21 protein-coding genes and 1 riboswitch are annotated in these 22,381 nt (G+C 70.6%); of the genes, 7 read left to right on the plus strand and 14 right to left on the minus strand.

Going from position 1 to position 22,381, the window contains the following annotated elements:
* Positions 1-45: 45 nt before the first annotated feature.
* Entirely contained in the window at positions 46-2,574 is a 2,529-nt protein-coding gene (locus ABZ725_RS16295) for an FtsX-like permease family protein (protein WP_358803323.1), read from the plus strand.
* 61 nt (positions 2,575-2,635) lie between these two features.
* Here ABZ725_RS16295 and ABZ725_RS16300 read toward each other — a convergent pair whose 3' ends face one another.
* A complete protein-coding gene (locus ABZ725_RS16300; protein ID WP_358803324.1) occupies positions 2,636-3,925 on the minus strand; it encodes a cyclopropane-fatty-acyl-phospholipid synthase family protein in 1,290 nt (429 codons plus the stop codon).
* Positions 3,926-4,208: 283 nt separating this feature from the next.
* Positions 4,209-5,609, minus strand: coding sequence for an NAD(P)/FAD-dependent oxidoreductase (locus ABZ725_RS16305; protein WP_358803325.1), 1,401 nt, complete (start codon positions 5,607-5,609; stop codon positions 4,209-4,211).
* 533 nt (positions 5,610-6,142) lie between these two features.
* Between ABZ725_RS16305 and ABZ725_RS16310 the strand changes: the two genes are divergently transcribed.
* Positions 6,143-6,805 (plus strand): hypothetical protein, encoded by a 663-nt coding sequence (locus ABZ725_RS16310; RefSeq protein ID WP_358803326.1) that lies wholly within the window; start codon positions 6,143-6,145, stop codon positions 6,803-6,805.
* A 21-nt stretch (positions 6,806-6,826) separates the two neighbouring features.
* On the opposite strand, the gene ABZ725_RS16315 is transcribed toward ABZ725_RS16310, so the two are convergent.
* From ABZ725_RS16315 to ABZ725_RS16360, 10 genes are all read right to left on the minus strand, one after another.
* On the minus strand, positions 6,827-7,786 hold the full coding sequence (locus tag ABZ725_RS16315) for a Ppx/GppA phosphatase family protein (protein WP_358803327.1): 960 nt from the start codon (positions 7,784-7,786) through the stop codon (positions 6,827-6,829).
* Between the two features lie 138 nt (positions 7,787-7,924).
* The gene (locus ABZ725_RS16320) at positions 7,925-8,449 is read right to left on the minus strand and encodes a DUF501 domain-containing protein (protein WP_358803328.1); all 525 of its coding nucleotides are present in this window, start codon (positions 8,447-8,449) and stop codon (positions 7,925-7,927) included.
* A gap of 44 nt (positions 8,450-8,493) precedes the next feature.
* A complete protein-coding gene (locus ABZ725_RS16325) occupies positions 8,494-8,970 on the minus strand; it encodes a septum formation initiator family protein (RefSeq protein ID WP_358803329.1) in 477 nt (158 codons plus the stop codon).
* Positions 8,971-9,088: 118 nt separating this feature from the next.
* Positions 9,089-10,375, minus strand: coding sequence for a phosphopyruvate hydratase (eno, locus tag ABZ725_RS16330; RefSeq protein WP_351918422.1), 1,287 nt, complete (start codon positions 10,373-10,375; stop codon positions 9,089-9,091).
* Positions 10,376-10,815: 440 nt separating this feature from the next.
* Entirely contained in the window at positions 10,816-11,514 is a 699-nt protein-coding gene (locus ABZ725_RS16335) for a transglycosylase family protein (protein WP_358803330.1), read from the minus strand.
* A 3-nt stretch (positions 11,515-11,517) separates the two neighbouring features.
* Positions 11,518-11,687, minus strand: a riboswitch (cyclic di-AMP (ydaO/yuaA leader).
* Between the two features lie 206 nt (positions 11,688-11,893).
* Entirely contained in the window at positions 11,894-12,973 is a 1,080-nt protein-coding gene (locus ABZ725_RS16340; protein ID WP_358803331.1) for a transglycosylase family protein, read from the minus strand.
* Between the two features lie 189 nt (positions 12,974-13,162).
* Positions 13,163-14,452 carry a cytochrome P450 gene (locus ABZ725_RS16345; protein WP_358803332.1) on the minus strand — a complete coding sequence of 430 codons (1,290 nt, stop codon included), beginning with the start codon at positions 14,450-14,452 and terminating at the stop codon, positions 13,163-13,165.
* A 195-nt stretch (positions 14,453-14,647) separates the two neighbouring features.
* On the minus strand, positions 14,648-15,631 hold the full coding sequence (locus ABZ725_RS16350) for a nucleoside triphosphate pyrophosphohydrolase (protein WP_358803333.1): 984 nt from the start codon (positions 15,629-15,631) through the stop codon (positions 14,648-14,650).
* Positions 15,632-15,688: 57 nt separating this feature from the next.
* Positions 15,689-16,336, minus strand: coding sequence for a SurA N-terminal domain-containing protein (locus ABZ725_RS16355; protein ID WP_358803334.1), 648 nt, complete (start codon positions 16,334-16,336; stop codon positions 15,689-15,691).
* Between the two features lie 142 nt (positions 16,337-16,478).
* On the minus strand, positions 16,479-17,309 hold the full coding sequence (locus tag ABZ725_RS16360; RefSeq protein WP_358803335.1) for a glycoside hydrolase domain-containing protein: 831 nt from the start codon (positions 17,307-17,309) through the stop codon (positions 16,479-16,481).
* Positions 17,310-17,560: 251 nt separating this feature from the next.
* Between ABZ725_RS16360 and ABZ725_RS16365 the strand changes: the two genes are divergently transcribed.
* Positions 17,561-17,983, plus strand: a complete 423-nt coding sequence (locus ABZ725_RS16365) for a hypothetical protein (RefSeq protein WP_358803336.1) — start codon at positions 17,561-17,563, stop codon at positions 17,981-17,983.
* A 9-nt stretch (positions 17,984-17,992) separates the two neighbouring features.
* Here the strand turns inward: ABZ725_RS16365 and ABZ725_RS16370 are convergent, their stop codons facing one another.
* Positions 17,993-18,733 carry an HNH endonuclease family protein gene (locus ABZ725_RS16370; RefSeq protein ID WP_358803337.1) on the minus strand — a complete coding sequence of 247 codons (741 nt, stop codon included), beginning with the start codon at positions 18,731-18,733 and terminating at the stop codon, positions 17,993-17,995.
* A gap of 189 nt (positions 18,734-18,922) precedes the next feature.
* On the opposite strand from ABZ725_RS16370, the gene ABZ725_RS16375 reads away from it, so the two are divergent.
* Complete coding sequence (locus ABZ725_RS16375; RefSeq protein WP_358803338.1) at positions 18,923-19,108, plus strand: antitoxin; 186 nt, start codon at positions 18,923-18,925, stop codon at positions 19,106-19,108.
* Between the two features lie 252 nt (positions 19,109-19,360).
* Here the strand turns inward: ABZ725_RS16375 and ABZ725_RS16380 are convergent, their stop codons facing one another.
* On the minus strand, positions 19,361-20,269 hold the full coding sequence (locus tag ABZ725_RS16380; RefSeq protein ID WP_358803339.1) for a hypothetical protein: 909 nt from the start codon (positions 20,267-20,269) through the stop codon (positions 19,361-19,363).
* Between the two features lie 108 nt (positions 20,270-20,377).
* Here ABZ725_RS16380 and ABZ725_RS16385 point away from each other — a divergent pair, with 108 nt between their 5' ends.
* From ABZ725_RS16385 to ABZ725_RS16395, 3 genes are all read left to right on the plus strand, one after another.
* A complete protein-coding gene (locus ABZ725_RS16385) occupies positions 20,378-20,941 on the plus strand; it encodes a TetR/AcrR family transcriptional regulator (RefSeq protein WP_358803340.1) in 564 nt (187 codons plus the stop codon).
* A gap of 92 nt (positions 20,942-21,033) precedes the next feature.
* A complete protein-coding gene (locus ABZ725_RS16390; protein ID WP_358803341.1) occupies positions 21,034-21,846 on the plus strand; it encodes an SDR family oxidoreductase in 813 nt (270 codons plus the stop codon).
* Positions 21,847-21,926: 80 nt separating this feature from the next.
* Positions 21,927-22,358: a MerR family transcriptional regulator gene (locus tag ABZ725_RS16395; protein WP_358803742.1), complete on the plus strand. Its 432-nt coding sequence runs from the start codon at positions 21,927-21,929 to the stop codon at positions 22,356-22,358.
* Positions 22,359-22,381: the final 23 nt, after the last annotated feature.

A 22,381-nucleotide genomic window follows, 5' to 3' on the forward strand; every position in this document is an offset into this window, starting at 1 on the left:
ACACGAATCGCTTCACGACTTCGATTCAGGACTGAGAAAAAACACATGTTCCGTACCGCCTTGCGCACTGTGCTCGCGCACAAGGCCCGGCTCCTGATGACCGTGCTCGCCGTGATGCTCGGCGTGGCCTTCGTGTCGGGGACCCTGGTCTTCACCAACACCCTCTCCAACGCCCTCCAGAACAGCTCCGCCAAGGGCTTCGACCACGTCGACGTCGCCGTCACCGCCGGGTACCAGCCGGACGTCGGCGACCGCATCGTCAAGAACCCCGAGCTGACCCAGGCCATGGTGGAGCAGAGCGCGAAGGTCCCGGGCGCCGCGTCCGCGATCGGCGTCGTCAGCGGCTTCACCGCCATCGCCGACAAGGACGGCAAGCTCATCGGCGGCGGCTTCCAGTCGCAGGGCGGCAACTACTGGGGCGAGAAGGACGCCCGGTACCCGCTCGTCTCCGGGCACGCGCCGAGCGGCAAGGACGAGGTCGTCATCGACGCGAAGACGGCCGAGCGGGCCGGGTACGAGGTCGGCGACACCGTGCGGCTCTCCGTCGACGGCCCCGTCCTCACCCCGAAGATCACCGGCGTCTTCACCACGGACGACGGCAACGTCGCCGCCGGCGGCAGCCTCGCCCTGTTCGACACACCGACCGCGCAGACCCTGTTCGGCAAGGTCGGCGCCTACGACGAGATCGACGTGCAGGCCGCGGCCGGCACCTCGCAGAGCGCGCTGCAGTCCGCGCTGGCCGCCGCGCTGCCGAAGGACAAGGTCGAGACCATCACGGGCAAGGAGCTCGCCGACGACCAGGCGGTGACGATCGCCGCCTCGATGAGCGGGCTGAAGTCGGGGCTGCTGGTGTTCGCCGGCATCGCGCTGTTCGTCGGCACCTTCATCATCGCCAACACCTTCACCATGCTGGTCGCCCAGCGCACCAAGGAGCTCGCGCTGATGCGGGCCGTCGGCGCCTCGCGGCGGCAGGTCACGCGGTCGGTGCTGATCGAGGCGTTCGTCGTCGGCACGGTCGCCGGGGTCACCGGGCTGGTCGCCGGCATCGGGATCGGCGCGGGGCTGCGCTCGCTGCTGGGGACGCTGGGGGCGACCGTCCCCGACGGTCCGCTCATCGTCTCGTCCGGCACGGTCGCCGCCGCCCTGGTCGTCGGCGTCGTCATCACCATGCTGGCGGCCTGGCTGCCCGGGCGCCGGGCCGCGAAGATCCCGCCGGTCGCCGCGATGAGCAGCGTGCACGCGGCCGCGACGACCAAGTCGCTGGTGCTGCGCAACACGCTGGGCGCGCTGTTCTCCGGGGCGGGCGTCGCCGTGGTCCTGGCCGCGACGACGATGGACGGCTCCGACGGCCAGGCCCCCATGGGCATCGGCGCGGTCCTGCTCATCATCGGCGTGTTCATCCTGACCCCGCTGCTGTCCCGTCCGCTGATCGCGGCCTCCGCGCCCGTCCTGCGGGTCTTCGGGGTGTCCGGCAAGCTGGCCCGGCAGAACTCGGTGCGCAACCCGCGCCGCACTGCGGCCACGGCCTCCGCGCTGATGATCGGTCTGACCCTGATCACCGGCATGACGGTGATGGCGGGCAGCCTGCAGCAGAGCATCGACAAGATGGCGTCCTCCGCGATCAAGGCCGACTACGTCGTGTCGATGGCGAACGGCAACGAGCTCTCCGCGGACATCGACGAGAAGCTGAAGACCACCGACGGGGTGACCGCCACCAGCCCGATGCGCAACGGGCCCGCCCGCATCGACGGCACGACCGAGTACCTCACCGGCGTCACCGGCTCCACCATCGGCGAGCTGACCGACCTCAAGGTCGACGACGGCGCCTTCAAGGTGGACGGCTCCCAGGTCGTCGTCGACGACGTCCTGGCCAAGAGCCATGGCTGGAAGGCCGGTTCGACGTTCACGGCGAACTACGAGGACGGCAAGAAGCAGCAGCTGACGGTCGCCGGGGTCTACCAGGGCAACGAGCTGATCGAGGGCATCCTCGTCGACAACTCGGCCCTCACCCCGCACCTGGCGGATCCGGCCGACATGCAGGTCATGGTCAAGACGTCCGGCGGCGCCTCGGACGGCACGAAGGACCGGCTGGAGAAGGCCCTGGGCGCCAACCCGGCCATCAAGGTGCAGAGCAAGCAGGACCTCTCCAACGAGATCGCCAAGATGTTCACCCTGCTGCTGAACATGCTCTACGGGCTGCTCGCGATGGCCGTGATCGTCGCCGTCCTCGGTGTCATCAACACCCTCGCGATGTCGGTCTTCGAGCGCTCCCAGGAGATCGGCATGCTGCGGGCCATCGGCCTGGACCGGCGTTCGGTCAAGCGGATGGTCCGTCTGGAGTCGCTGGTGATCTCGCTCTTCGGCGGGGTGCTCGGCATCGGCCTGGGCGTGTTCTTCGGCTGGGCGGCCGGTGAGCTGATCGGCACCAAGATGCCCACGTACGAACTCGTGCTGCCCTGGGGCCGGATGCTCCTCTTCCTGGTGCTGGCCGCCGCGGTGGGCATCCTGGCGGCCCTGTGGCCGGCCCGGCGCGCGTCCCGCCTGAACATGCTGGCGGCGATCAAGTCGGAGTAGCCGACGATCGGTCGGGGCCCCGTCGCGAGCTGCGGCGGGGCCCTTCGCAGGTGCCGTTCCGTCAGTTCCAGGTGCGGGAGCGCAGGGGCATCGCGGAGTCGCCCGACTCGGCGGTGCGGACCGCCAGGACCTGGTTGACGCCGAGGCGGTTACGTTCGAAGGCGAGGGCGGAGGCGGCCATGTAGAGCCGCCAGACCCGGGCGCGGCCGGGGCCGGCGAGCTGGACGGCCCGCCGCCAGTCGGCCTCCAGGCGGGCGACCCAGCGGCGCAGGGTGAGGGCGTAGTGCTCGCGGATCGACTCGACGTCACGGACCTCGAAGCCGGCCCGTTCGAGGTGGCCGACCGTGGTGCCCACGGGGGCGAGTTCGCCGTCCGGGAAGACGTAGGCGTCGATGAACGAGTCCAGGTCGTAGGCGGACTCGTCCTGGTGCGGGCGGCGGGCGATCTGGTGGTTGAGCAGCCGGCCGCCCGGCTTCAGGAGCGCGAACAGGACCTGCGCGTACTCCAGGTACTTCGCGGAGCCGACGTGTTCGGCCATGCCGATGGAGGAGATCGCGTCGTAGGGCCCGTCGGCGACGTCCCGGTAGTCCTGCACACGGATCTCGACCTTGTCGGTGAGCCCGGCGTCGGCGACGCGCTTGCGGGCGTACGCCGCCTGCTCCTGGGAGAGGGTGATCCCGACGACGTCCGCGCCGTGCTCGCGGGCCGCGTGGATCGCCAGGGAGCCCCAGCCGCAGCCGACGTCCAGCAGCCGGCGTCCGGGGGCCAGGTCCAGCTTGCGGCAGACGAGTTCGAGCTTGTCGCGCTGGGCGAGTTCGAGGGTGCTGTCCGCGGACTCCCAGTAGGCGCACGAGTAGACCATGGACGGGCCGAGGACGAGTTCGTAGAAGTCGTTGCCGACGTCGTAGTGGTGGCTGATGGCGCGTCGGTCGGTGCGGCGGGTGTGCAGATGCCCGGCGCGGCGGACCTCCTCGCGGGGCGGGGCGGGCGGCAACGGGGGCCCGGCGAGCTTCAGCAGGCCCCGGACGGCCGCCCGGACCTCTGGGTCGCGCAGCGCCTGGGTGAGCGTACGAGCGTCCTCCCCGCGCTCCCAGACGAGGCCGGAGACGAGGTCGAGGGCCCGGTACAGGTCCCCCTCGATCTCCAGGTCGCCGGCCACCCAGGCGCGGGCGAGACCCAGTTCGCCGGGCTTGAAGAGGAACCGGCGCAGGCCTCTTCGGTTGCGTACGACCAGGGTCGGCGCGTCGGGCGGACCGGCCTGCGAACCGTCCCAGGCGCGGACGCGCACCGGGAGCGGGACTCCCAGCAACTGTTCGACGAGGGCATGGAGCCGCGGCGCGGCGTCAGCCATGATGCACACCTCCGTGATGGTGATCCCGGAATGTCCTGTCACCACACGTAAACACGGACGGCCGCGGAGTCCAGTCCCGCGCGCCCGTCACGACACGGCAAAATACATGCACACGACACGGGTCGCCGGAGGCGGGAACGGACGGGAACGGACGGGAACGCCCCGCGAACGCCGAAGGGGCCGGAAACGCCGAAGGGGCCGCCCGCACCACGGATGGCGGGAGGCCCCTTCGGGGGTGTTCAGCTGTTCAGCTGTTCAAGCAGGGTGTTTCGGCGACCGCAGGTCAAGAGGCCTTGGCCTTCTCGGTCTCGGTCTTCTCGGCGGCCGGCTTCGCGGCGACGGGAGCCGGCGCAGGCTTCGCGGCCTCGTAGAACTCCTCGCGCGGGGACTCCAGCGCACCCAGCGCCACGACCTCGCGCTTGAGGAACATGCCGAGCGTCCAGTCGGCGAAGACCCGGATCTTGCGGTTCCAGGTCGGCATCGCCATGCCGTGGTAGCCACGGTGCATGTACCACGCCAGCCGGCCCTTGACCTTGATCTTCATCTTGCCCATGACGATCATGGCGACGCCCTTGTGGAGGCCGAGGCCCGCCACCGCGCCCTTGTTGGCGTGCGAATACTCCTTCTGCGGGAAGCCCCGCATACCGGAGATCACGTTGTCGCCGAGGACCTTGGCCTGACGGAGCGCGTGCTGCGCGTTCGGCGGGCACCAGGCGTTCTCGACGCCGGCCTTGCGGGCGGCGACGTCGGGGACCTGGGCGTTGTCGCCGGCGGCCCAGATGTAGTCGGTGCCCTGGACCTGGAGGGTGGGGGCGGTGTCGACGTGACCACGCGGGCCCAGGGGGAGGCCGTAGCGGCTCAGGACCGGGTTCGGCTTGACGCCGGCCGTCCACACGATCGTGTTGGAGTCGACCTCGAGGCCGTTCTTCAGCACGACGTGGCCGTCGACGCAGGAGTCCATCGAGGTGGAGAGGTAGATCTCCACGCCGCGGCTCTCCAGGTGCTCCTTGCCGTACTGGCCGAGCTTGGGGCCGACCTCGGGAAGGATCTTGTCGGCGGCGTCGACGAGGATGAAGCGCATGTCCTCGCGGGACACCGTCTTGTAGTACTTGGCCGCATCGCGGGCCAGGTCCTCGACCTCACCGATGGTCTCCGCACCGGCGAAGCCGCCGCCGATGAAGACGAAGGTGAGCGCCTTGCGGCGGATCTCCTCGTCGGTCGTGGAGTCGGCCTTGTCGAGCTGCTCGAGGACGTGGTTGCGCAGGCCGATGGCCTCCTCGACGCCCTTCATACCGATGCCCTGCTCGGCGAGGCCGGGGATCGGGAAGGTGCGGGAGACCGCGCCGAGCGCGATCACCAGGTAGTCGAAGGGCAGCTCGTACGCCTCGCCGACCAGCGGGGCGATCGTGGCGACCTTGCGGTCCTGGTCGATGGTGGTGACCCGGCCGGTGAGGACCTCCGCCTTGGGCAGCACGCGTCGCAGCGGGACGACGACATGGCGCGGGGAGATGTTGCCGGCGGCGGTTTCGGGGAGGAAGGGCTGGTAGGTCATGTACGACCGGGGGTCGACGACCGTGACGGTCGCCTCGCCGTAGCGCATCTTCTTGAGAATGCGCCGAGCTGCGTACAGGCCTACGTACCCACCGCCTACTACGAGGATCCTGGGACGCTCCGTGGTGCTCATGCCATCGAGTATCCACCCGCTCCAGGGGGGTCGCTCGTGCGCCCCTTCACAAGCTTCCGGAGGGTGTGTGCTATCCTCCGCCGCTCGCGTGATCCACGTCATGGCGCGGAACGGGAACCAGCGTGTAGGGCATGGCGTTGTCAATGCCGCGTGAGCTGCCTCTCCGGGTTCGAAGGGCCTCCGTGAGGGCCCCGCAACACACCTTCGCAAGACCCCCGCGATACGTCCGCGCCCGCCTCTTTTGAACACGTTCACACGGGTGCCGGGACCCCGGAAGGGTCAACGGGGACGCCTGCGTCCTCCGACAGGGCCGAATTCCTTGTGAAGAACTTCACGAACTTTTCCGACGGGGTGTCGTGGAGAACCGTTTCGGGCCTTCACGACGACCCTTCCGGCACGCTCAAACGTCATTCGACCTGCTCAGCAGAGTAGCCCGGCCTGCCCGGCCCGGCAGGGGTTTCGCCGAGGCCCGGCGTGGCGACAACAGCAGTACGAAACGAGCGCGCAGGTACGACAGTGGGGGGCTGAGTACCGTGGCCGAGGATCGAGCCGACGCGAGCACGCGCGACGGGGGCTGGTTCGCGAGAGGCAACCAGGCGGCGTGGATCGGCGCCGTGGGCGTCCTGCTCGCCGCCCTGATCGGCGTCGCAGTGCCCCTCCTGCTCGCCTCCGGGGACGACGACGGAGGCGGGGCCGCCGCGCCCACCACACCGACGACGACGCCCTCCGCCGAGGCCCCCGGGCCCGGGTCGACACCGCCTGCGGCGTCCCCGTCCCCCTCCCCGCCCGCGTCCGCGTCCGCGCCGACTCCCGCCCCGACCTCGGCGGGAAGCGAGCGCTGGCACGGCACGCTGGCGTTCGACTCGCAGAGCAAGGAACTGGACGAGGGACAGCCCGTCACCCGCGACTATCAGGCGGGCGACCTCGAGATCAGCGGCTGGCGCGACCACTACTCGATCAAAGGCCTGGGGTCCACCGTGCTCTCGCTCTGGCCGGCCGACGCCACCGCCCTGCCCGGCTACCAGGACTGCGCGAACACCGTCGACGCGGAGGGGGTCGACGACCATCGGCTCACCAAGGGCATGGTGGTGTGCGTGCGCACCAGCGAGGGGAACGTCGCCCGCCTCAGGCTGGTCTCGCTCCCCGGCGAGGGCTCCAGGGCCACGTTCGACGCCGTCATCTGGGCCGCGGAGTGATCCCTGCGCCTTCCCGACGTCCTACGCCCTCTCGACGTCCTCCGCCACCTTGAACGCGATGCCGTCGAGGATGTCGTGCTCGCTCACCACGACCTCCTCCGCGCCGATCCGCTCCATGATCGACAGAAGGACCAGCGCGCCCGCCGCGATCACGTCCACCCGGCCCGGGTGCATCGACGGGACCGCCGCGCGCTCGGCGTGGGTGGAGTGCAGCAGCCACTCGGTGATCTCGCGGACCCTGTCGTGGGAGACCCGGGAGTGGTGGATGGCCGCCGAGTCGTACTCGGGGAGGCTCTGCGCGATCGCCGAGACCGTCGTGACCGAGCCGGCCAGACCGACCAGCGTGCGCGCCTCGCGCAGCGGGACCGTCTCCTCGGCGAGGTCGAGCGCGGCCTCGATGTCGGCGCGCATCGCCGCGATCTGCTCCCGGGTGGGCGGGTCGGTGATCTCCCCGTCCACGACCAGGTGCCGTTCGGTCATCCGCACACAGCCCACGTCGACCGAGCGGGCGGCCCGCACCTGCTCGTCGCCCACGACGAACTCCGTCGAGCCGCCGCCGATGTCCACCACCAGGTAGGGCTTCACGAGGTCCTCGCGGCCCTTGAGCTCCCTCGTGGCCCCGGTGAAGGAGAACTCGGCCTCCTGGTCGCCGGTGACGACCTCGGGTTCGACGCCCAGGATGTCGAGCACCCCGCGCACGAAGTCGTCGCGGTTCTCCGCGTCCCGGGAGGCGGAGGTGGCGACGAAGCGCAGCCGCTCCGCGCCGAGCTCCTTGATGACGGCCGCGTACTCCCGGCAGGCCGCGAAGGTCCGCTCCAGCGCCTCGGGAGCGAGCCGCCCGGTGCGGTCCACCCCCTGACCGAGCCGGACGATGATCATGCGCCGGTCCAGGTCGACGAGCTCGCCGGTCTCCGGGTCGACGTCGGCGACGAGGAGACGGATGGAGTTCGTACCGCAGTCGATCGCGGCGACGCGGGTCATGGGGGTCCTCCGAAATTGCGGAACGTGTCAGCGCCGGTCGGCATCTTTCAGCCCGTCCGGCGTTTGAGGACGAGGCCGTTCAGGCCGAAGCGGGGGTCTGGGGGCGGCAGCCCCCAGAGACGGGACGGTAAGAGACGGTCACTGCTCAGCGGCGAGCGTCACGCAGGCGCCCTTGCGCCACCACTCCGGCAGCATCGCCAGCGCCTCGTCGCCGAGCGGGTTCACGCCCGGCCCGGCGGCCAGCGAGTGCGCCACCAGCACATGCAGGCACTTCACCCGGTCCGGCATGCCGCCCGCGCTGGGGAAGTTCTTCAGCTCCTCGATCTCGTCCCGACGCCGGATGTAGTCCTCGTGCGCGGCACGGTAGGAGGCGGCGAGCTCCGGGTCGGTCGTCAGCCGGTCCGTCATCTCCTTCATCACGCCGTTGGCCTCCAGCGTGCCGATCGCCGAGTTGGCCTTCGGGCACGTCAGGTAGTACAGCGTCGGGAAGGGCGTGCCGTCGGGCAGGCGCGGCGCGGTCTCGACGACGTCCGGCTGTCCGCACGGGCAGCGGTGCGCGATCGCGCGCAGGCCGCGCGGCGGGCGTCCGAGCTGCTGCTTGAAGGCCTCGACGTCCGCGTCGGTGGGCTCGGTGCGCGGGGTGGTCGGCGGGGCAGTTTCCATGCCGGTACGAAAATCTCTCTGTCAGTTCAATGCTGTCACTGGTGTCACTGGGAGGCGGCGTCCGACTTGTCGACGCCGTCCCAGACGTTCGAGTACCAGGGGCGGTCGGCCGCCCCGAGGTCGGCGCGCGACTGTTTGGCCGCGTCCGGGTCGATCACGACGTAACCGGTCTCCCCGGGCAGGACGTAGTGCAGCCGCTGCCGGATCTGCTGCTCGGCGTACGCGTCGTCCTGCCAGCGTGCCTTGAGGTCGCGCAGCTGCTCGACGCGCTCGCTGGCCTGCTGCTTCTCGCGTTCCAGGTCGGCGATGTCGGCGCGCTGGGAGACGTACTGGCGCATCGGGTAGGCCAGGGCCACGATCAGTGTGCACAGGACGAGCGCCAGCAGGGCCGCGCGGCCGGTGAGGCGGGAGCGGCGGGCCTGGCGCTTGGTCTGGGAGCGGTAGACCCGGGCCGCGGTCTGCTCGCCGAGCAGCTTGATCCTGGTCGCGGTGGAGAAACGGTCCCGGTCCTTCACGGCCATGGGTCTTCCCCGCCTCCCGCTCTCACACGTGCGTACGTCCCCGCACACGGTACGGGACCGGGTACGGGGACGTACGTACGACGCTGCCTAAGCCGCTACGGTGCTCAGCCCTTGAAGCTCAGCCCTTGAAGCGCGGGAACGCGCTGCGACCGGCGTACACCGCCGCGTCGTCGAGGATCTCCTCGATGCGCAGCAGCTGGTTGTACTTGGCGACGCGGTCCGAGCGGGCCGGGGCGCCGGTCTTGATCTGACCGCAGTTCACGGCGACGGCGAGGTCGGCGATGGTGACGTCCTCGGTCTCGCCGGAGCGGTGGGACATCATGCACTTGAAGCCGTTGCGCTGGGCGAGCTCGACGGCGTCCAGGGTCTCGGTCAGCGAGCCGATCTGGTTCACCTTGACGAGCAGGGCGTTCGCGGAGCCCTCCTCGATGCCGCGGGCCAGGCGCTCGGGGTTGGTGACGAAGAGGTCGTCGCCGACGATCTGGACCTTGTCGCCCAGCCGCTCGGTGATGACGTTCCAGCCGGCCCAGTCGTCCTCGTACAGCGGGTCCTCGATGGAGACGAGCGGATACGCGGAGACGAGCTCCTCGTAGTACTCGGTCATCTCGGCGGCCGAGCGGGACTTGCCCTCGAACTCGTACTTGCCGTCCTTGTAGAACTCGGACGCGGCGACGTCGAGCGCGAGCGCGATCTGCTCGCCGGGGATGTAACCGGCCTGCTTGATGGCCTCGACGATGAGGTCGAGGGCGGCGCGGTTGGACTCCAGGTTCGGGGCGAAGCCGCCCTCGTCGCCGAGGCCGGTGGACAGGCCCTTGGTCTTCAGCACCTTCTTGAGGGTGTGGTAGACCTCGGCGCCCCAGCGCAGGGCCTCGGAGAAGGACTCCGCGCCGATCGGGGCGATCATGAACTCCTGGATGTCCACGTTGGAGTCGGCGTGCGAGCCGCCGTTCAGGATGTTCATCATCGGCACCGGCAGCAGGTGCGCGTTGGGGCCGCCCAGGTAGCGGAACAGCGGCAGGTCGCTGGCCTCGGAGGCGGCGTGGGCCACGGCGAGCGAGACGCCGAGGATGGCGTTGGCGCCGAGGGAGCCCTTGTTGTCGGTGGCGTCCAGGTCGAACATGGCCTGGTCGATCAGGCGCTGCTCGGTGGCGTCGTAGCCGACGAGCTCCGGGCCGATCTGCTCGATGACGGCGAGGACGGCCTTCTCGACACCCTTGCCGTGGTAGCGGTTCGGGTCACCGTCGCGGAGCTCGATGGCCTCGAAGGCACCGGTGGAGGCGCCGGACGGAACGGCGGCACGACCCGTGCTGCCGTCGTCGAGGCCGACCTCGACCTCGACCGTGGGGTTGCCTCGGGAGTCCAGGATTTCCCGGGCTACGACGACGTCGATGGACGGCACGAGCATCTCCTTCTTGGGATGTGACGCTGGTTGTGCGGGGCGGTGGGTGGGCCGTGACGGGCCCGCGCCGAGCCTTGCGACTAGAGCCTAACCGCCTTCGGGGCGTCGGCAGCCGACCGACCGTCCCGTGGACAAACTGACCGTACCCATTGTTCACACACGGAACAAAGGGCGCGGTCGCCAAAGACCAACAGGAAGTTGCCAACCGGCAAAGGAAACAGGCAAAGGAAACAGGCGAAGGAAACAGGCGAAGGAAACAGCCGGCGAAGAGAACAGGCAAAGAGAAACCCCGCCCCGGTGCGTACGGGGGAACACGCACCGGAGCGGGGGGCCCGTGGGGACGGGGGGTGACCCTCACGAGGTCTTCAGTGTGCGGACCTCACCCAGGAGGGCGCTGTGACTTTCCTGAGAGCCGGATGTCACTTCACTGCTCGAGGAGCCGCAGCTCACTTCAGGTGCAGCTGCTGGCCCGGGTAGATGAGGTCGGCGTCGTCGACGATGTCCTTGTTCAGCTCGAACAGCTTCTGCCAGCCGCCGGCGACCTTGTGCTTCTCGGCGATGGAGCTGAGGGTGTCGCCCTTGACGACCTTGTACTCGCCGTCGCCCTTCTCGACCTTCTTGCCGGTCGGGGTGGTGACCGTCTTGGAGGCGGCCGGGCGGTCGGTCGAGCGGGAGGCGCTCTGCTCCTCGGTCGAACGGGTGCTGGTGCTGTTCGACGAGCTGGACGAGCTGGAGCCGGAGCCGGCGGAGTCGGCGCTGCTGCCGTTGTAGGCGGCGCTGGACAGGCCCGTGCCGCAGACCGGCCAGGCGCCCTTGCCCTGGCCCGCGAGGACCTTCTCGGCGACGGCTATCTGCTGCGTCTTGGAAGCCTGGTTGGCCTGCGCGGCGTACTGCGTGCCGCCGTACGCGGCCCAGGTGGAGGCGGAGAACTGCAGCCCGCCGTAGTAGCCGTTGCCGGTGTTGATGGACCAGTTGCCGCCGGACTCGCACTGGGCGACCGCGTCCCACTCGGCGGCGGTGGCGGCGGAGGCGTTGCCGGCCGCCATCAGCGGGGCGGCGATGGCGACGCCGGTGACGCCGGCCAGTGCGGCGACGCGGGTGGCCTTGGACGGACGGCGGTGCTTGCCCTTACCGGAAAACAGCATGGTGGATCCCCTCACCGACGCCTGCGAGGTGAGCTGTCGGGTTCGGGCCGTGTGAGTTGCCCGGCCACTCCTCCATGGGAGGCGTGGCTTCACCCCAAGCCGGATCCGGCGTCAACCGCCGATCCCGGCACTTACCTTGGGTCCCCCGCTCCTGCCTACGGCGCTTGACGCGACGACTGTTCCCGGGCAGCCGCTGGCAGGACTCGGCGTTGCGACGACCGGGGCTCGGGTTGCCGAGCGGCCTTGACCGTAGTCACGTGATCCGCGGAATTTCAAAGACGATCAGGGCTTCTGAGACTCATCCCACACTTTCACCAAACCGGACATTCCGGAGCGAAGTATGACGTGAACTCCCGGCGTTTTTCGGTGCGTTCCTGCCCTATTGGACCACTGTGTCGAGGGTCTGACCGGTGACGATGTCGCTCGGGTCGGCGCCGATGAGGTCCCTGTTCTCGGCGTAGAGGGCCTGCCATCCACCGTCGATGCCAAGGGAGTCGGCGATGGAGGCGAGGGAGTCGCCTTCCTGGACCACGTAGGTGACCGCGGCGTGCCGACCGGTGGAGGCGGTGGAGGTGCCGTCCACCGCGACGCCGTCCGCTGCGACGCCGTCCGCCGCGGTACCGGTCGCCGCGGTGTCGGTCGCGCCGGTGGCGCTCTTCGTCGTGGGGGTCGCGCTCTCGTCGGCGGTGGCGCCGCGGTGCTTGCCGGAGCCGAGGGAGCCGGTGTCGACGAGGCTCCAAGAGCCCGCATCCTGGACCGACTTGCCCGAGTCGTCCGCTTCCGAGGTCGCCGAGGGAGAGGCGTCGGTCCCGGCGGGATCGTCCGCGGTGGAGGACGAGGGGGATGAAGGTGACGAAGGGGACGCCGAAGGCGAACTGGATGAATCCGCGGACGAGTCGGACGACTCGGACGATCCCGTCGAACTGCCGTCGGCGCTCGACGAGCCCGAAGAGTCCGAGGAGCTCGAGGAGTCCGAGGAGTCCGAGGAGTCGCCGTCCAGCCCCTTGGGCAGGTCGGACAATCCGGACGAGGAAGACGAGTCGGACGAGTCGTCCGCCACGCCGGTGTCCACGTTCACCGCGCCGTTCTCCTGGGTGAGCCCGGAGGTCAGCCCGCAGGTGCCCCACGCGCCGACGTTCTCGGCGGCGAGCAGTTTCTGCGCCACGGCGATCTGCTGGTTGCGGCTGGCCAGGTCGGCGCTCGTCGCGTAGTCGAGTCCGCCGTACGTCTCCCATTGCTTCTGGGTGAGGCTCAGTCCGCCGTACTCGCCGCCCTTGTCGGCGCTCCACGAGCCGCCGGTCTCGCACTGCGCCACCTTGTCCCACACGGTGCCGTCTGCGGCGCTCGCGCCGGAGGCGGCCAGCAGCGGGATGGCGATGGCGGACCCGGTCACTCCGGCCGCGACGAGGAGGGCCGGAGCCTGACGGGGGCGACGGTGACGACCGTTCCCGGAGAGCATGCGAGGGCCTTTCTCTGGACAGCAGTGACCGGCGCGACGGGTGCGACTGACGCGTCGCGCTGACGAGTGAACGTATCGGCACACGATCACTTGTCACAAGTTAATGCCGCGCAGATCACGTGAAGATCACAGAGTTGAGGGTCGGTCACCTTTGCTTCGCCGAATGGTCACACTCCGGCTGACATCCGATCAGATACGCACGGAAGTGAACTCGACCGGGAGCGTCCGCAGCCCCCGCATGATGAGCCCGCCACGCCATCTCAACTGGGCCGGGTCCACGGCCAGTCGGAGGTCGGGCAGCCGGGTGAGAAGGGCGGCCAGCGCGGTCTGGCCCTCCAGTCGGGCCAGCGGGGCGCCCAGGCAGTAGTGGATGCCGTGGCCGTAGCCGAGGTGTTGATTGTCACGGCGGGACAGGTCGAGGCGGTCGGGGTCGGCGAAGCGGGCCGGATCACGGTCGGCGGCCGCCAGGACGACGAGGACGGGGTCGCCCTGCGCGATGTCCTGCCCGCCGATGCTGAGCGGCTCGGTCGCGAACCGCCAGGTGGCGAGCTCCACGGGGCCGTCGTAGCGCAGCAGTTCCTCGACGCCGGTCTCCAGGAGGGTGCGGTCGCCGTCGTCCTCGGTCAGCGACCGCTGGAGACGTTCGCGCTGCTCGGGGTGGGTGAGGAGGGCGTAGGTGCCGTTTCCGATGAGGTTGACGGTCGTCTCGAAGCCCGCGAACAGGAGGATGAAGGCCATGGCCGCGGCCTCGTTCTCGGTGAGGTGCTCGCCGTGGTCGGAGGCGCGGATGAGGCCGGAGATGAGGTCCTCGCCGGGCGCGGGCTCTGCCGGCAGCTCCGCGCGCTTGCGGTGGATCAGCTCCAGCAGGTAGCCGCGCATCTTCTTCACCGACCGCGCGACACCACCCCGGGGCCCTCCGCCGTGCCGGATCATCATCCCGGCCCAGTCGCGGAAGTCGTCCTGGTCCTCGCGGGGGACGCCCAGGAGGTCGCAGATGGCGTAGATGGGGAGCGGGAAGGCGAAGTCGTGGATGAGGTCGGCCTCGCCGTTCGCCGCGAACCGGTCGATGAGCTGATCCGTCAACTCCTGCACCCGCGGCGCGAACTCGGCGACCCGGCGGGGTGTGAACGCCTTGCTGACGAGCCGGCGCAGCCGGGTGTGGTCCGGCGGGTCGATGTTCAGCAGATGCGTCATCAGCTCGGCCTTGCGCTCACCGGGGATGCCGGTCTTGCCCTTGGCGTGCGCCGGTTCGTCGTGATGCGCGGGGTTCTTGGAGAGCCGCTGGTCGGCGAGCGCCTGCTTCGCGTCGCCGTAACGCGTGACCAACCAGGCCTCGACACCGCTGGGCAGTTCGGTCCGGTGCACGGGCGCGTGCTCACGGAGCCAGGCGTAGGCGGGGTAGGGGTCGGTGGCGAACTCCCAGGTGAAGAGTTCCGGGGCGGGCGGGGCGTCGGCCGTGGGGTGGGGCTGGTTGGTCACTCCCCGACGGTAGCGGTGTTCGCGGTGAGCGCCTTGCCGCGGTGTTCGCGGTGAGCGCCTTGCCGCGGTGTTCGCGGTGAGCGCCTTGCCGCGGTGTTCGCGGTGAGCGCCTCGCGCGCACCGGGACGCCCCGGCTCGCCGGCCCTGCGGTACGGCCTCCCCCGCGCTCCGCAGCCGGCTCAGGAGCCCGCCCGACTAATCCTCCACCCCTTCGACACCCCTGATCGCGTCCCGGTAGGCCCGGGCCGCTGCCCGCAGCGCCGCCTCCGGATCCACGCCCTGCGCCTCCGCCCGGGCCGCCAGGGCGAGCAGCTCGTAGCCGATGCCGTCGGAGGCCGGGAGGGGCACCTCCAGTCCTGCCGTCCGCACACGCGACGACAGCTTCGCCGCCAGTGCGAGGCCCGGCTGACCGAGGGGGACGCCGTCCGTCACCGACTCCCGCTGCTTCTCTGTCGCCTTCGTGCGCAGCCAGTGCGCCTTGACCTCCTCCGGGGTCGTGGCCGTCTCGTCGCCGAAGACATGGGGATGGCGGTGGATCAGCTTGGCGACGATCGTGCCCGCGACGTCGTCGACGGAGAACGGGGAGTCCGGGTCCTCCTCCGCTATACGGGCGTGGAAGACGACCTGGAGCAGGACGTCGCCCAGTTCCTCGCGGAGTTCGTCGCGGTCGCCGTCCTCGATCGCCTCGACGAGTTCGTAGGCCTCCTCGATGCCGTACTTGGCGAGGCCCTTGTGGGTCTGCTGCGACGACCACGGGCACTCGGCGCGGATGCGGTCCATGACCTGGACGAGGTCGAGGAGCCGGGCGCCGGGGAGGTCGTAGGAGGCGGGGAGCAGCTCCAGCTCGGGCATCGCCACGCGGCCGGAGCCGGCCAGCCGGGCCAGGCCGTCGGTGAGGGCCGGTTCGCCCTCGCCGGTCGCCACGACCACCACCGTGCCGCCGTCGGCACAGGCGGCGACCAGCTCTTCGGCGGTCGGGGAGCTCTCCTCGACCGCAAGCCCCGCGTCCCGCAGATAGGGCAGCTGCGGATGCGCGCCGTCCGCGCACAGCACCCGGTCCGCCGCGCGCAGCGTCTGCCAGGCGGGCCAGGACAGCAGGCCGGGGGCGACGCGATGGCTGGTGGTGAGCAGGACGACGCGGCCGGGGTCGTCGACGGCGGCGGAGCTGGTTGCGTTCACACCTCGAACGTAACCCACGCCACCGACAGCCCCGCGATCATTCGTACGGACGTTCCCTCACGTCGTCGTCTGCGTCCCCGACGCCGTGATCTCCCGTACCCACGGCGTCTTCGCGTCGACGCGGGCCACCTTCTGCGCGTCCCAGCTGCCGTAGCGCGGGTTGAGGTCGACGCCGAGTGCCTTGGACGCCTTGGACAGGGCGCTCCAGAAGGCCGGCTGGCTGGTGTCCGTGCCGAGGTCGGTGGCGAGCTTCTGCGCCTCCAGCTGGAGGCGCAGGTTGTCGTCGAGACGCTGCGGCGGGATGCCGTACTGCTGGAGCCACGCCGTCTCCAGGCCCTCCGCGCCGCCCGCCTGCTGTTCCAGGCCGGCCCGCAGCGCCTGGACCTCGCGGGGGGTGACGGTGACGTCCGCGTCCTCGGCCGCGCGGTGCAGCACCCGGTCCAGGACCATGCCGTGCAGGGTGTCCCGGGTGAGGGTGCCGGTCTGGGCGATGGCCTGCGCGTACTGCGCGTCGTCGGTGACCGCGGCGCGCTGGGCCGTGCGCACCTCGTTCACCCGACTCTCCAGCTGGGCGACGGTGATCCGCTGGCCGCCCACGACGGCCGCCGCGCCGGGATGCGCGTCGTTCCCGCAGGCGGTCAGGAGAGGGGCTGCCGCGATCGCGGCGGACAGCAGGAGCGCGGTGCGACGACGACGGCGGTGCAAGGAAGCCTCCCGAGGAGATTGTGCGACGGTGCACAAAGTCTTGCGGTGATCGATGGTAGGCAGTGGTGCGGCTGGGGCCAACCCATTCGACCAACGATTCACCAGGACTTCCGGCACCGCCGCGCCCCGCGGGTGGTGTGGCTCAGCCGATGATGGCCACCGGGGCGTCCCACGCGTCGCGGTCCACGGTGATCGTGTAGCCGCCGCGGGTCTCCTTGCTGTTGACCATGTACTGGTGGCCTCGGCTGTGGTTCGTGTACTGGGTGGCGCCCCACGGCCAGTCCGTGGTCGTGGTGTTCTTGCTGTCCCACAGCGCGTACCACAGGTTGCCCGGCAGGTCCGTCTTGTTCGTGGCGGTGGCGATCGCCTTGGCGCTGGAGCTGCTGAAGCCGTAGTAGCCGGCGCGGTACGTCTTGGCGCGCAGCGTCTTGGTGAAGGAGCGGACATACGTCAACACGGCGTCGTTGCACGCCTTGTCGGTGATGTCGTAGGGCTCCATGTCGAGGTAGATCGGGCTGCCGGCCTTCATGCCGAGCGCGGCGGACTTGGCGACCGCGTCCGCGCCGTCGGTGGCGCCGAGGGAGGCGGCCGTGGCGGTGGTGAGCTTCTCGGGGCTGGAGCCGGTCTGGCAGGACGGCTGGGCGCCGACGTAGATCGGGATGAGCTTCATACCGGTCGCGTTGACCGACTTCACCCAGGAAGCGGTCAGGTTGGGCTGCGCGCAGCCCCGGTTCTTGCCGCCGACGTAGACGGCCGCGGCACCGTAGAAGCCGTTGCTCTTCCATGCCTTCATCGCGGCCAGCGAGGGCGCGGTGCAGGTGTCGAAGGCGGTTCCGGTGTACGTCTTCTGCGCGGGCCAGACGGTGGCCGCCATCGATGTCTGCGCCGCTATCCCGGCCCCCGCGAGGACGGCCGCGCCGGCCACGCCCCACGTGATGTATCTGCGCCTTCTGGACTGCCGGTGCTCGGCCATCCCCACCCCATCGTTCGTGTGTGTCTTCGTGCGTGTCGCACCGAAGTCCCCTGCTCCGGAGCGACGATACGGTCTCGACTCGACGTACCGCACCGGAAACGGATCGCACCGTAACCCGCGACGCCCCTGCGCTCGGGAAACACAGGTCCCGCAGAGCGACAAGATTCGCTCATGTCACAGTAAAGAAGCGGGGCCCTGGCATGACCTGACCGTGTCCTACTCTTGCCCCCTGGTGACTTGGGGGGCGACACATGACGATGCCGACGACGGCTACGACGGCGACGGGCTCGGAGAGACGGCTCGAGGCCGGCTGGTTCCAGCGGCTCGCCTGGGTGGCCCTGGTGTGGGTCTCGCTGGGCTTCCTGGTCTGGGTGCCCTTCCTGTACGTGGCGATCCGCCGCAGGCTCGCCTCCGACTGGGCGGCCTTCGCCTCGTTCACGCTGTACGAGTGCGTGGTCCTGGTCTGGGCGACGGTCTCGGACAACGACGACGGGGACCTCGTCCTGGGCATCACCGTGATGGTGACCCTGCTGACGGCGACGATGCTGCTGCTGTTCGCGATGTTCGACAAGAGGGCCTGGACGACCGGCCTGGCGACCGGCTTGGCGTCCGGCCCGGCGTACGGGACGGGCCAGCCGAACCCGTACCAGCAGGGGTACCCGTACGGGCAGTAGCGCGCCGCCTCAGCCCGCGTGGAAGCGCTCGGGCGCCTTCGTCGGGTTGCCGCCGGTGGGGAGTCGCTGGTCGGGGCAGGTCGTCAGGACCTTCTCCATCGCGGACTTCTCCGCCGCGCTGACCCACAGCTCGTACTTCTTCTTCACGGCGACCTGCGCCGCGACGTACGTGCACCGGTAGGCCTTGTTGGGCGGCAGCCACGTCGCGGTGTCGCCGTCCCCCTTGGAGCGGTTGGTGCTCGCGTCGACGGCCAGCAGGTTGAGCGGGTCGTTGGCGAGGGCTATCCGCTTACTGGCGTCCCAGTACTTGGCGCCCTTCTGCCAGGCGTCGGACAGGGCGACGACATGGTCGATGTCGACCTTGCTGCTGCCACGCCGATAGGTCACGTCCTTGCCGGAGTACGGGTCCGACTCCAGCACGCCGTAGGACACCTTGCAGGTGCCGCCGGTGTACTTCACCTCCTCCAGGTCACGCTTGAGTATGTCGTCACGGGTGTCACACGAGTTGGAGTCGGTGTCCGCCCAGGCGGAGCCGAACTTGTCCCGTTCGTAGCCGGTCTTGGGGGCCCGCCCCTTCACGGTCAGCGACTCGGCCGCCGCGAGAGCGGCGCCGCCGCTCGCCGCGCCGCCGCCCGCCGACGGCCCCGCGCCGGTGGAACCGGAGCCGGTGCTCCTCGCGGTGCAGCCGGCCGCCGTCACGGCACACATCAGTACGACGGCAGCCGCCGCCCCACCCCTCAGACGCTTCACGCGCCCCTCCCCTTGCCTGCCCGCTGCCACCCCGCACAGGGCGGATTCCCCCGACGGCGTCTCGCACACACAGTAACGAGGGGGCGCGCGGAGGCAGCCGGGAGGTCCAGACCACAACCCACTCAAGTGGGCATCCCTCGCATCTCGGGAATATCGTCAGTGGAGAGCCACCCCCGGAAGGAGTTCTGGATGGGCATCTTCGACAGGTTCAAGAGCAACAAGGCGGCACACGGCAAGGCCAGGGACATGTCCGACGCCGCGGAGAAGCAGGTCAACGAGAAGACGGGCAACAAGTACGAGTCCCAGGTCGACTCCGGGCAGCAGAAGCTGCACGAGCGGCTCGGCATGGACGAGGACCGGCCCGACAAGCCCTAGCCTGCCTGCCCGAACCTCGACTCCACCCGTGGGCGCCGGCCGGCGTCACCCAGCGCGTTTCGAGGCCGTCCGCAGAGAGCCACACCCTGCGGGCGGCTTCACCCTGTCCGGCCGGCCCGCACACCCGGCACGACCGGCACGACCGGCACACCTGACGAGCACGTCCGCCCGACGCCACCCGACCCGTTCAGACCTTCAGACCCTTCGAGCCATCAGACCTTCGGGCCATCAAGCCTTCGGGGCATCAGGCCTTCAGGCCTTGCCGATGCCCAGCGTCGACTCCGAGGGCAGCAGGCCGGAGCCGATGACCGCGACCCAGTAGTCGCCCAGGAGGGCGGCGAGGCGCTCGGTGGACTCCTGCCCCAGGGCCTGCCAAGGGCCGAGCGCCAGCCGGTCGGTGTCCTGCTCGATGCGGCGGCGCAGCTCGCGGCCCTGCTCCGTCGCCGCGTCGCCGTCCGGCTCGATCAGGCCTCTGGCCGCCAGGCGTTCGCGCGCCGCCGCCCACTCCCCGCGGGTCCAGCCGCGGCTCTCGAAGCGCTCGACGGACGCGGCGCCTATCCCCGCGAAGGACACCAGCGCCTCGGTCGGGTCGAGGCCGGCGACGAGCAGGGCGGCGAGGTGGCCGTCGCCACGGTGCTCGCGCAGGACGGTGGCCGCCTGCCAGAGCTGGAGGTGCGGTTCGCTCGACCACTCCAGCGCGGCGTTGGCCGCGGCGAGCGGGCGGCCCGCCGTGACCGCGGCCTCGGCGGCGCGCCGGGCGAGGGCAGCGGCCTCGGCCAGTCCGGGATCGTCCATCAGGTCGCCGAACAGCTTGCGGTACGCCCGGTCGACGCCCCGCAGTCGCGCCGCCAGGACGGCTTCGGGGTCGGCGACCTTCCAGGCGTCGTCGATGTACCGGGCGACCGTGCCGGGCCGGAAGCTGTAGAACGCGGAGGTCACCACCTCGGCGCTCACCGGGCCCAACGGGGCCGCACGGAACGGGAAGTAGCTCGACCAGCGGTCCTCGGCCGAGTAGCCGAGCGCGCCGGCCTCCTCGAAGACCTCCGGCGCGAAGTACAGCACCGCGTGCAGCGGCTCCAGCAGGTGCCAGAGCCTGCGCGCCTGGGCCGGCTCGACCGGCCCGCGCTGCTCGCCCGGCCTGACCACCTCGTTCTCGGACATGACGTGTCCCCCTCGTCGCATTCGGCATCCGCCCACAACTTGACACTGACAAGATTGCCCGACTCTCGCGAACTTGTCAATGCCTAGATGCGGCGTACGCTGCTGTCCATGAACGACCGCCCCTACCACCACGGCGACCTGCGGCGCGCCATCCTCACCGCCGCCCTCGACGCCATCACCGCCGACGGCCCCTCCGGGCTGAGCCTGCGCGATCTCGCCCGCCGGGCCGGCGTCTCGCACGCGGCACCGGCTCACCACTTCCGGGACCGCACCGGTCTGCTGACGGCGATCGCGGCGGAGGGCTTCGGCCTGCTCGCGGCCACGATCAAGGAGGCGGCCGACCTGAAGGACGCGGGCGTGCGCTACGTCCGCTTCGCCCGCGAGCATCCCGCCCACTTCCAGGTGATGTTCACGCCCGGACTCCTGCGCGCCGACGACCTCGAACTCGCCACTGCGCGCGCCCTGGCCACCGACGCCCTGCGCACCGCCGTCGCCCACGTCCGCCCCGAGGGCGGCGCCGACGACGAGCGCCTCGCCGGAATCGCCGCCTGGTCCATGGCCCACGGCTTCGCCACGCTCCTCCTCAGCCACAACCTCGACGACGCGGTGGCCGGGCGCGACCCCGAGGAGGTGTTCCGAACCCTGGCGAGCATGCTGTTCCGGTCCCCGTAACTCCCTGCCCCCTGCCCCCTGCCCCCTGCCACCTGCCCCCGTGAGGCATCTGCTTGACCTTGACACCGGCGTCAGGGTTCGACGATCGCCCCATGAACTCGATCAACCCCGAGAACCACGCGGCCTCCACGGCCCCCACGGCCCCCACGAAGCAAGCGGACGGGACTCGTACCGTCGTCGTCACGGGCGCCGGTACCGGTATCGGTCGGGCCACGGCCCATGCCTTCGCCGCGCTGGGAGCGTGCGTGATCGCCGTCGGCCGGCGGGCGGCGCCCCTCGCCGAGACCGCCGCCCACGACGAGGACCTCATCGTCCCGCTCGCCGTGGACATCACCTCCGAGGACGGCCCGGCCACGGTCGTCCGTACGGCGCTCGAGCGGGGCGGCGGCCGTCTCGACGTCCTGGTCAACAACGCGGCGATCGTCAGCGCCGAGTCCCTGCGCACCTACACACGCGCCTCCGTGCAGCCCCAGCTCGCGACGAACCTGATCGCGCCCGTCCTGCTCACCCAGGCCGCGCTGGCGGCGCTGGCGGACAGCCGGGGCGTCGTGGTGAACGTGACGACGGCCGTCGGGCAGCGCGGCTGGCCCGGAAACTCCCTGTACGCGGCCGGAAAAGCGGCGCTCGAAGTGCTCACCCGCAGTTGGGCGGTCGAGCTCGCGCCGCTCGGCATCCGCGTCGCCGCCGTGGCGCCCGGTGCGATCGAGACGCCGATCGCCGACCACAGCCGCTACACCCCCGAGCAGCGTGCCGCGATCCGCAAGTGGCAGCTCGAGCACACCCCGCTCGGCCGGGTCGGCCGCCCCGCGGAGGTCGCCTGGGCGATCACCCAACTCGCCTCGCCCCAGGCCTCGTTCATCACGGGCGCGATCCTGCCGGTGGACGGCGGAGCAGTCGTCGCATGAGACTGGCGCGCATGCCCGAGCCCCTGCCCGAGCCCCTGTCCATGCCCGCGCCCATGCCCGCGCCCATGCCGTCACGGCCGCTGCGCATCGGCGAGCTCGCCGACGTCACGGGCGCCTCGCCGCGCGCCCTGCGGCACTACGAGCAGGCGGGACTGATCTCCTCCGAGCGCGCCGCCAACGGCTACCGGCGCTACGACGCCGCCTCCGTCGTCGTCCGCGTCCGCAACATCCGTCGTCTCGTGGCGGCGGGGCTCACCCTGGACGACGTACGTGTCTTCCTGCCCTGCCTGGACCAGGACGTGACGGCGTCGAGGCCGACCGGCCGGACCCTCCAGGTCGCGCTGCGGCGCCTCGCGGTCATGGAGGAGCGGATCGCGGCCCAGGTCGAGGTCCGCGACCGTCTCGCCGCGGCCCTGGCCGAAGCCACCGAACCCGCCGGGGCCACCACGACAACCGCGGCCACCACGACCACCGAAGCCACCGGCGGACGGATCGTCCGGCCGGTGGCCTGAGGAGACGGCCAGGGCCGGCCACT

This window comes from Streptomyces sp. NPDC006872 (genome assembly GCF_040635845.1).
In the GTDB taxonomy this organism is placed as follows: Bacteria; Actinomycetota; Actinomycetes; order Streptomycetales; family Streptomycetaceae; genus Streptomyces.

Bases quoted from the DNA above. Each gene is read 5' to 3' on its own strand.
- ABZ725_RS16295 (WP_358803323.1), top strand. From the start codon at position 46: ATGTTCCGTACCGCCTTGCGCACTGTGCTCGCGCACAAGGCCCGGCTC.
- ABZ725_RS16300 (WP_358803324.1), bottom strand. From the start codon at position 3,925: ATGGCTGACGCCGCGCCGCGGCTCCATGCCCTCGTCGAACAGTTGCTG.
- ABZ725_RS16305 (WP_358803325.1), bottom strand. From the start codon at position 5,609: ATGAGCACCACGGAGCGTCCCAGGATCCTCGTAGTAGGCGGTGGGTAC.
- ABZ725_RS16315 (WP_358803327.1), bottom strand. From the start codon at position 7,786: ATGACCCGCGTCGCCGCGATCGACTGCGGTACGAACTCCATCCGTCTC.
- ABZ725_RS16320 (WP_358803328.1), bottom strand. From the start codon at position 8,449: ATGGAAACTGCCCCGCCGACCACCCCGCGCACCGAGCCCACCGACGCG.
- ABZ725_RS16325 (WP_358803329.1), bottom strand. From the start codon at position 8,970: ATGGCCGTGAAGGACCGGGACCGTTTCTCCACCGCGACCAGGATCAAG.
- eno (WP_351918422.1), bottom strand. From the start codon at position 10,375: ATGCTCGTGCCGTCCATCGACGTCGTCGTAGCCCGGGAAATCCTGGAC.
- ABZ725_RS16335 (WP_358803330.1), bottom strand. From the start codon at position 11,514: ATGCTGTTTTCCGGTAAGGGCAAGCACCGCCGTCCGTCCAAGGCCACC.
- ABZ725_RS16340 (WP_358803331.1), bottom strand. From the start codon at position 12,973: ATGCTCTCCGGGAACGGTCGTCACCGTCGCCCCCGTCAGGCTCCGGCC.
- ABZ725_RS16360 (WP_358803335.1), bottom strand. From the start codon at position 17,309: ATGGCCGAGCACCGGCAGTCCAGAAGGCGCAGATACATCACGTGGGGC.
- ABZ725_RS16365 (WP_358803336.1), top strand. From the start codon at position 17,561: ATGACGATGCCGACGACGGCTACGACGGCGACGGGCTCGGAGAGACGG.
- ABZ725_RS16375 (WP_358803338.1), top strand. From the start codon at position 18,923: ATGGGCATCTTCGACAGGTTCAAGAGCAACAAGGCGGCACACGGCAAG.
- ABZ725_RS16380 (WP_358803339.1), bottom strand. From the start codon at position 20,269: ATGTCCGAGAACGAGGTGGTCAGGCCGGGCGAGCAGCGCGGGCCGGTC.
- ABZ725_RS16385 (WP_358803340.1), top strand. From the start codon at position 20,378: ATGAACGACCGCCCCTACCACCACGGCGACCTGCGGCGCGCCATCCTC.
- ABZ725_RS16390 (WP_358803341.1), top strand. From the start codon at position 21,034: ATGAACTCGATCAACCCCGAGAACCACGCGGCCTCCACGGCCCCCACG.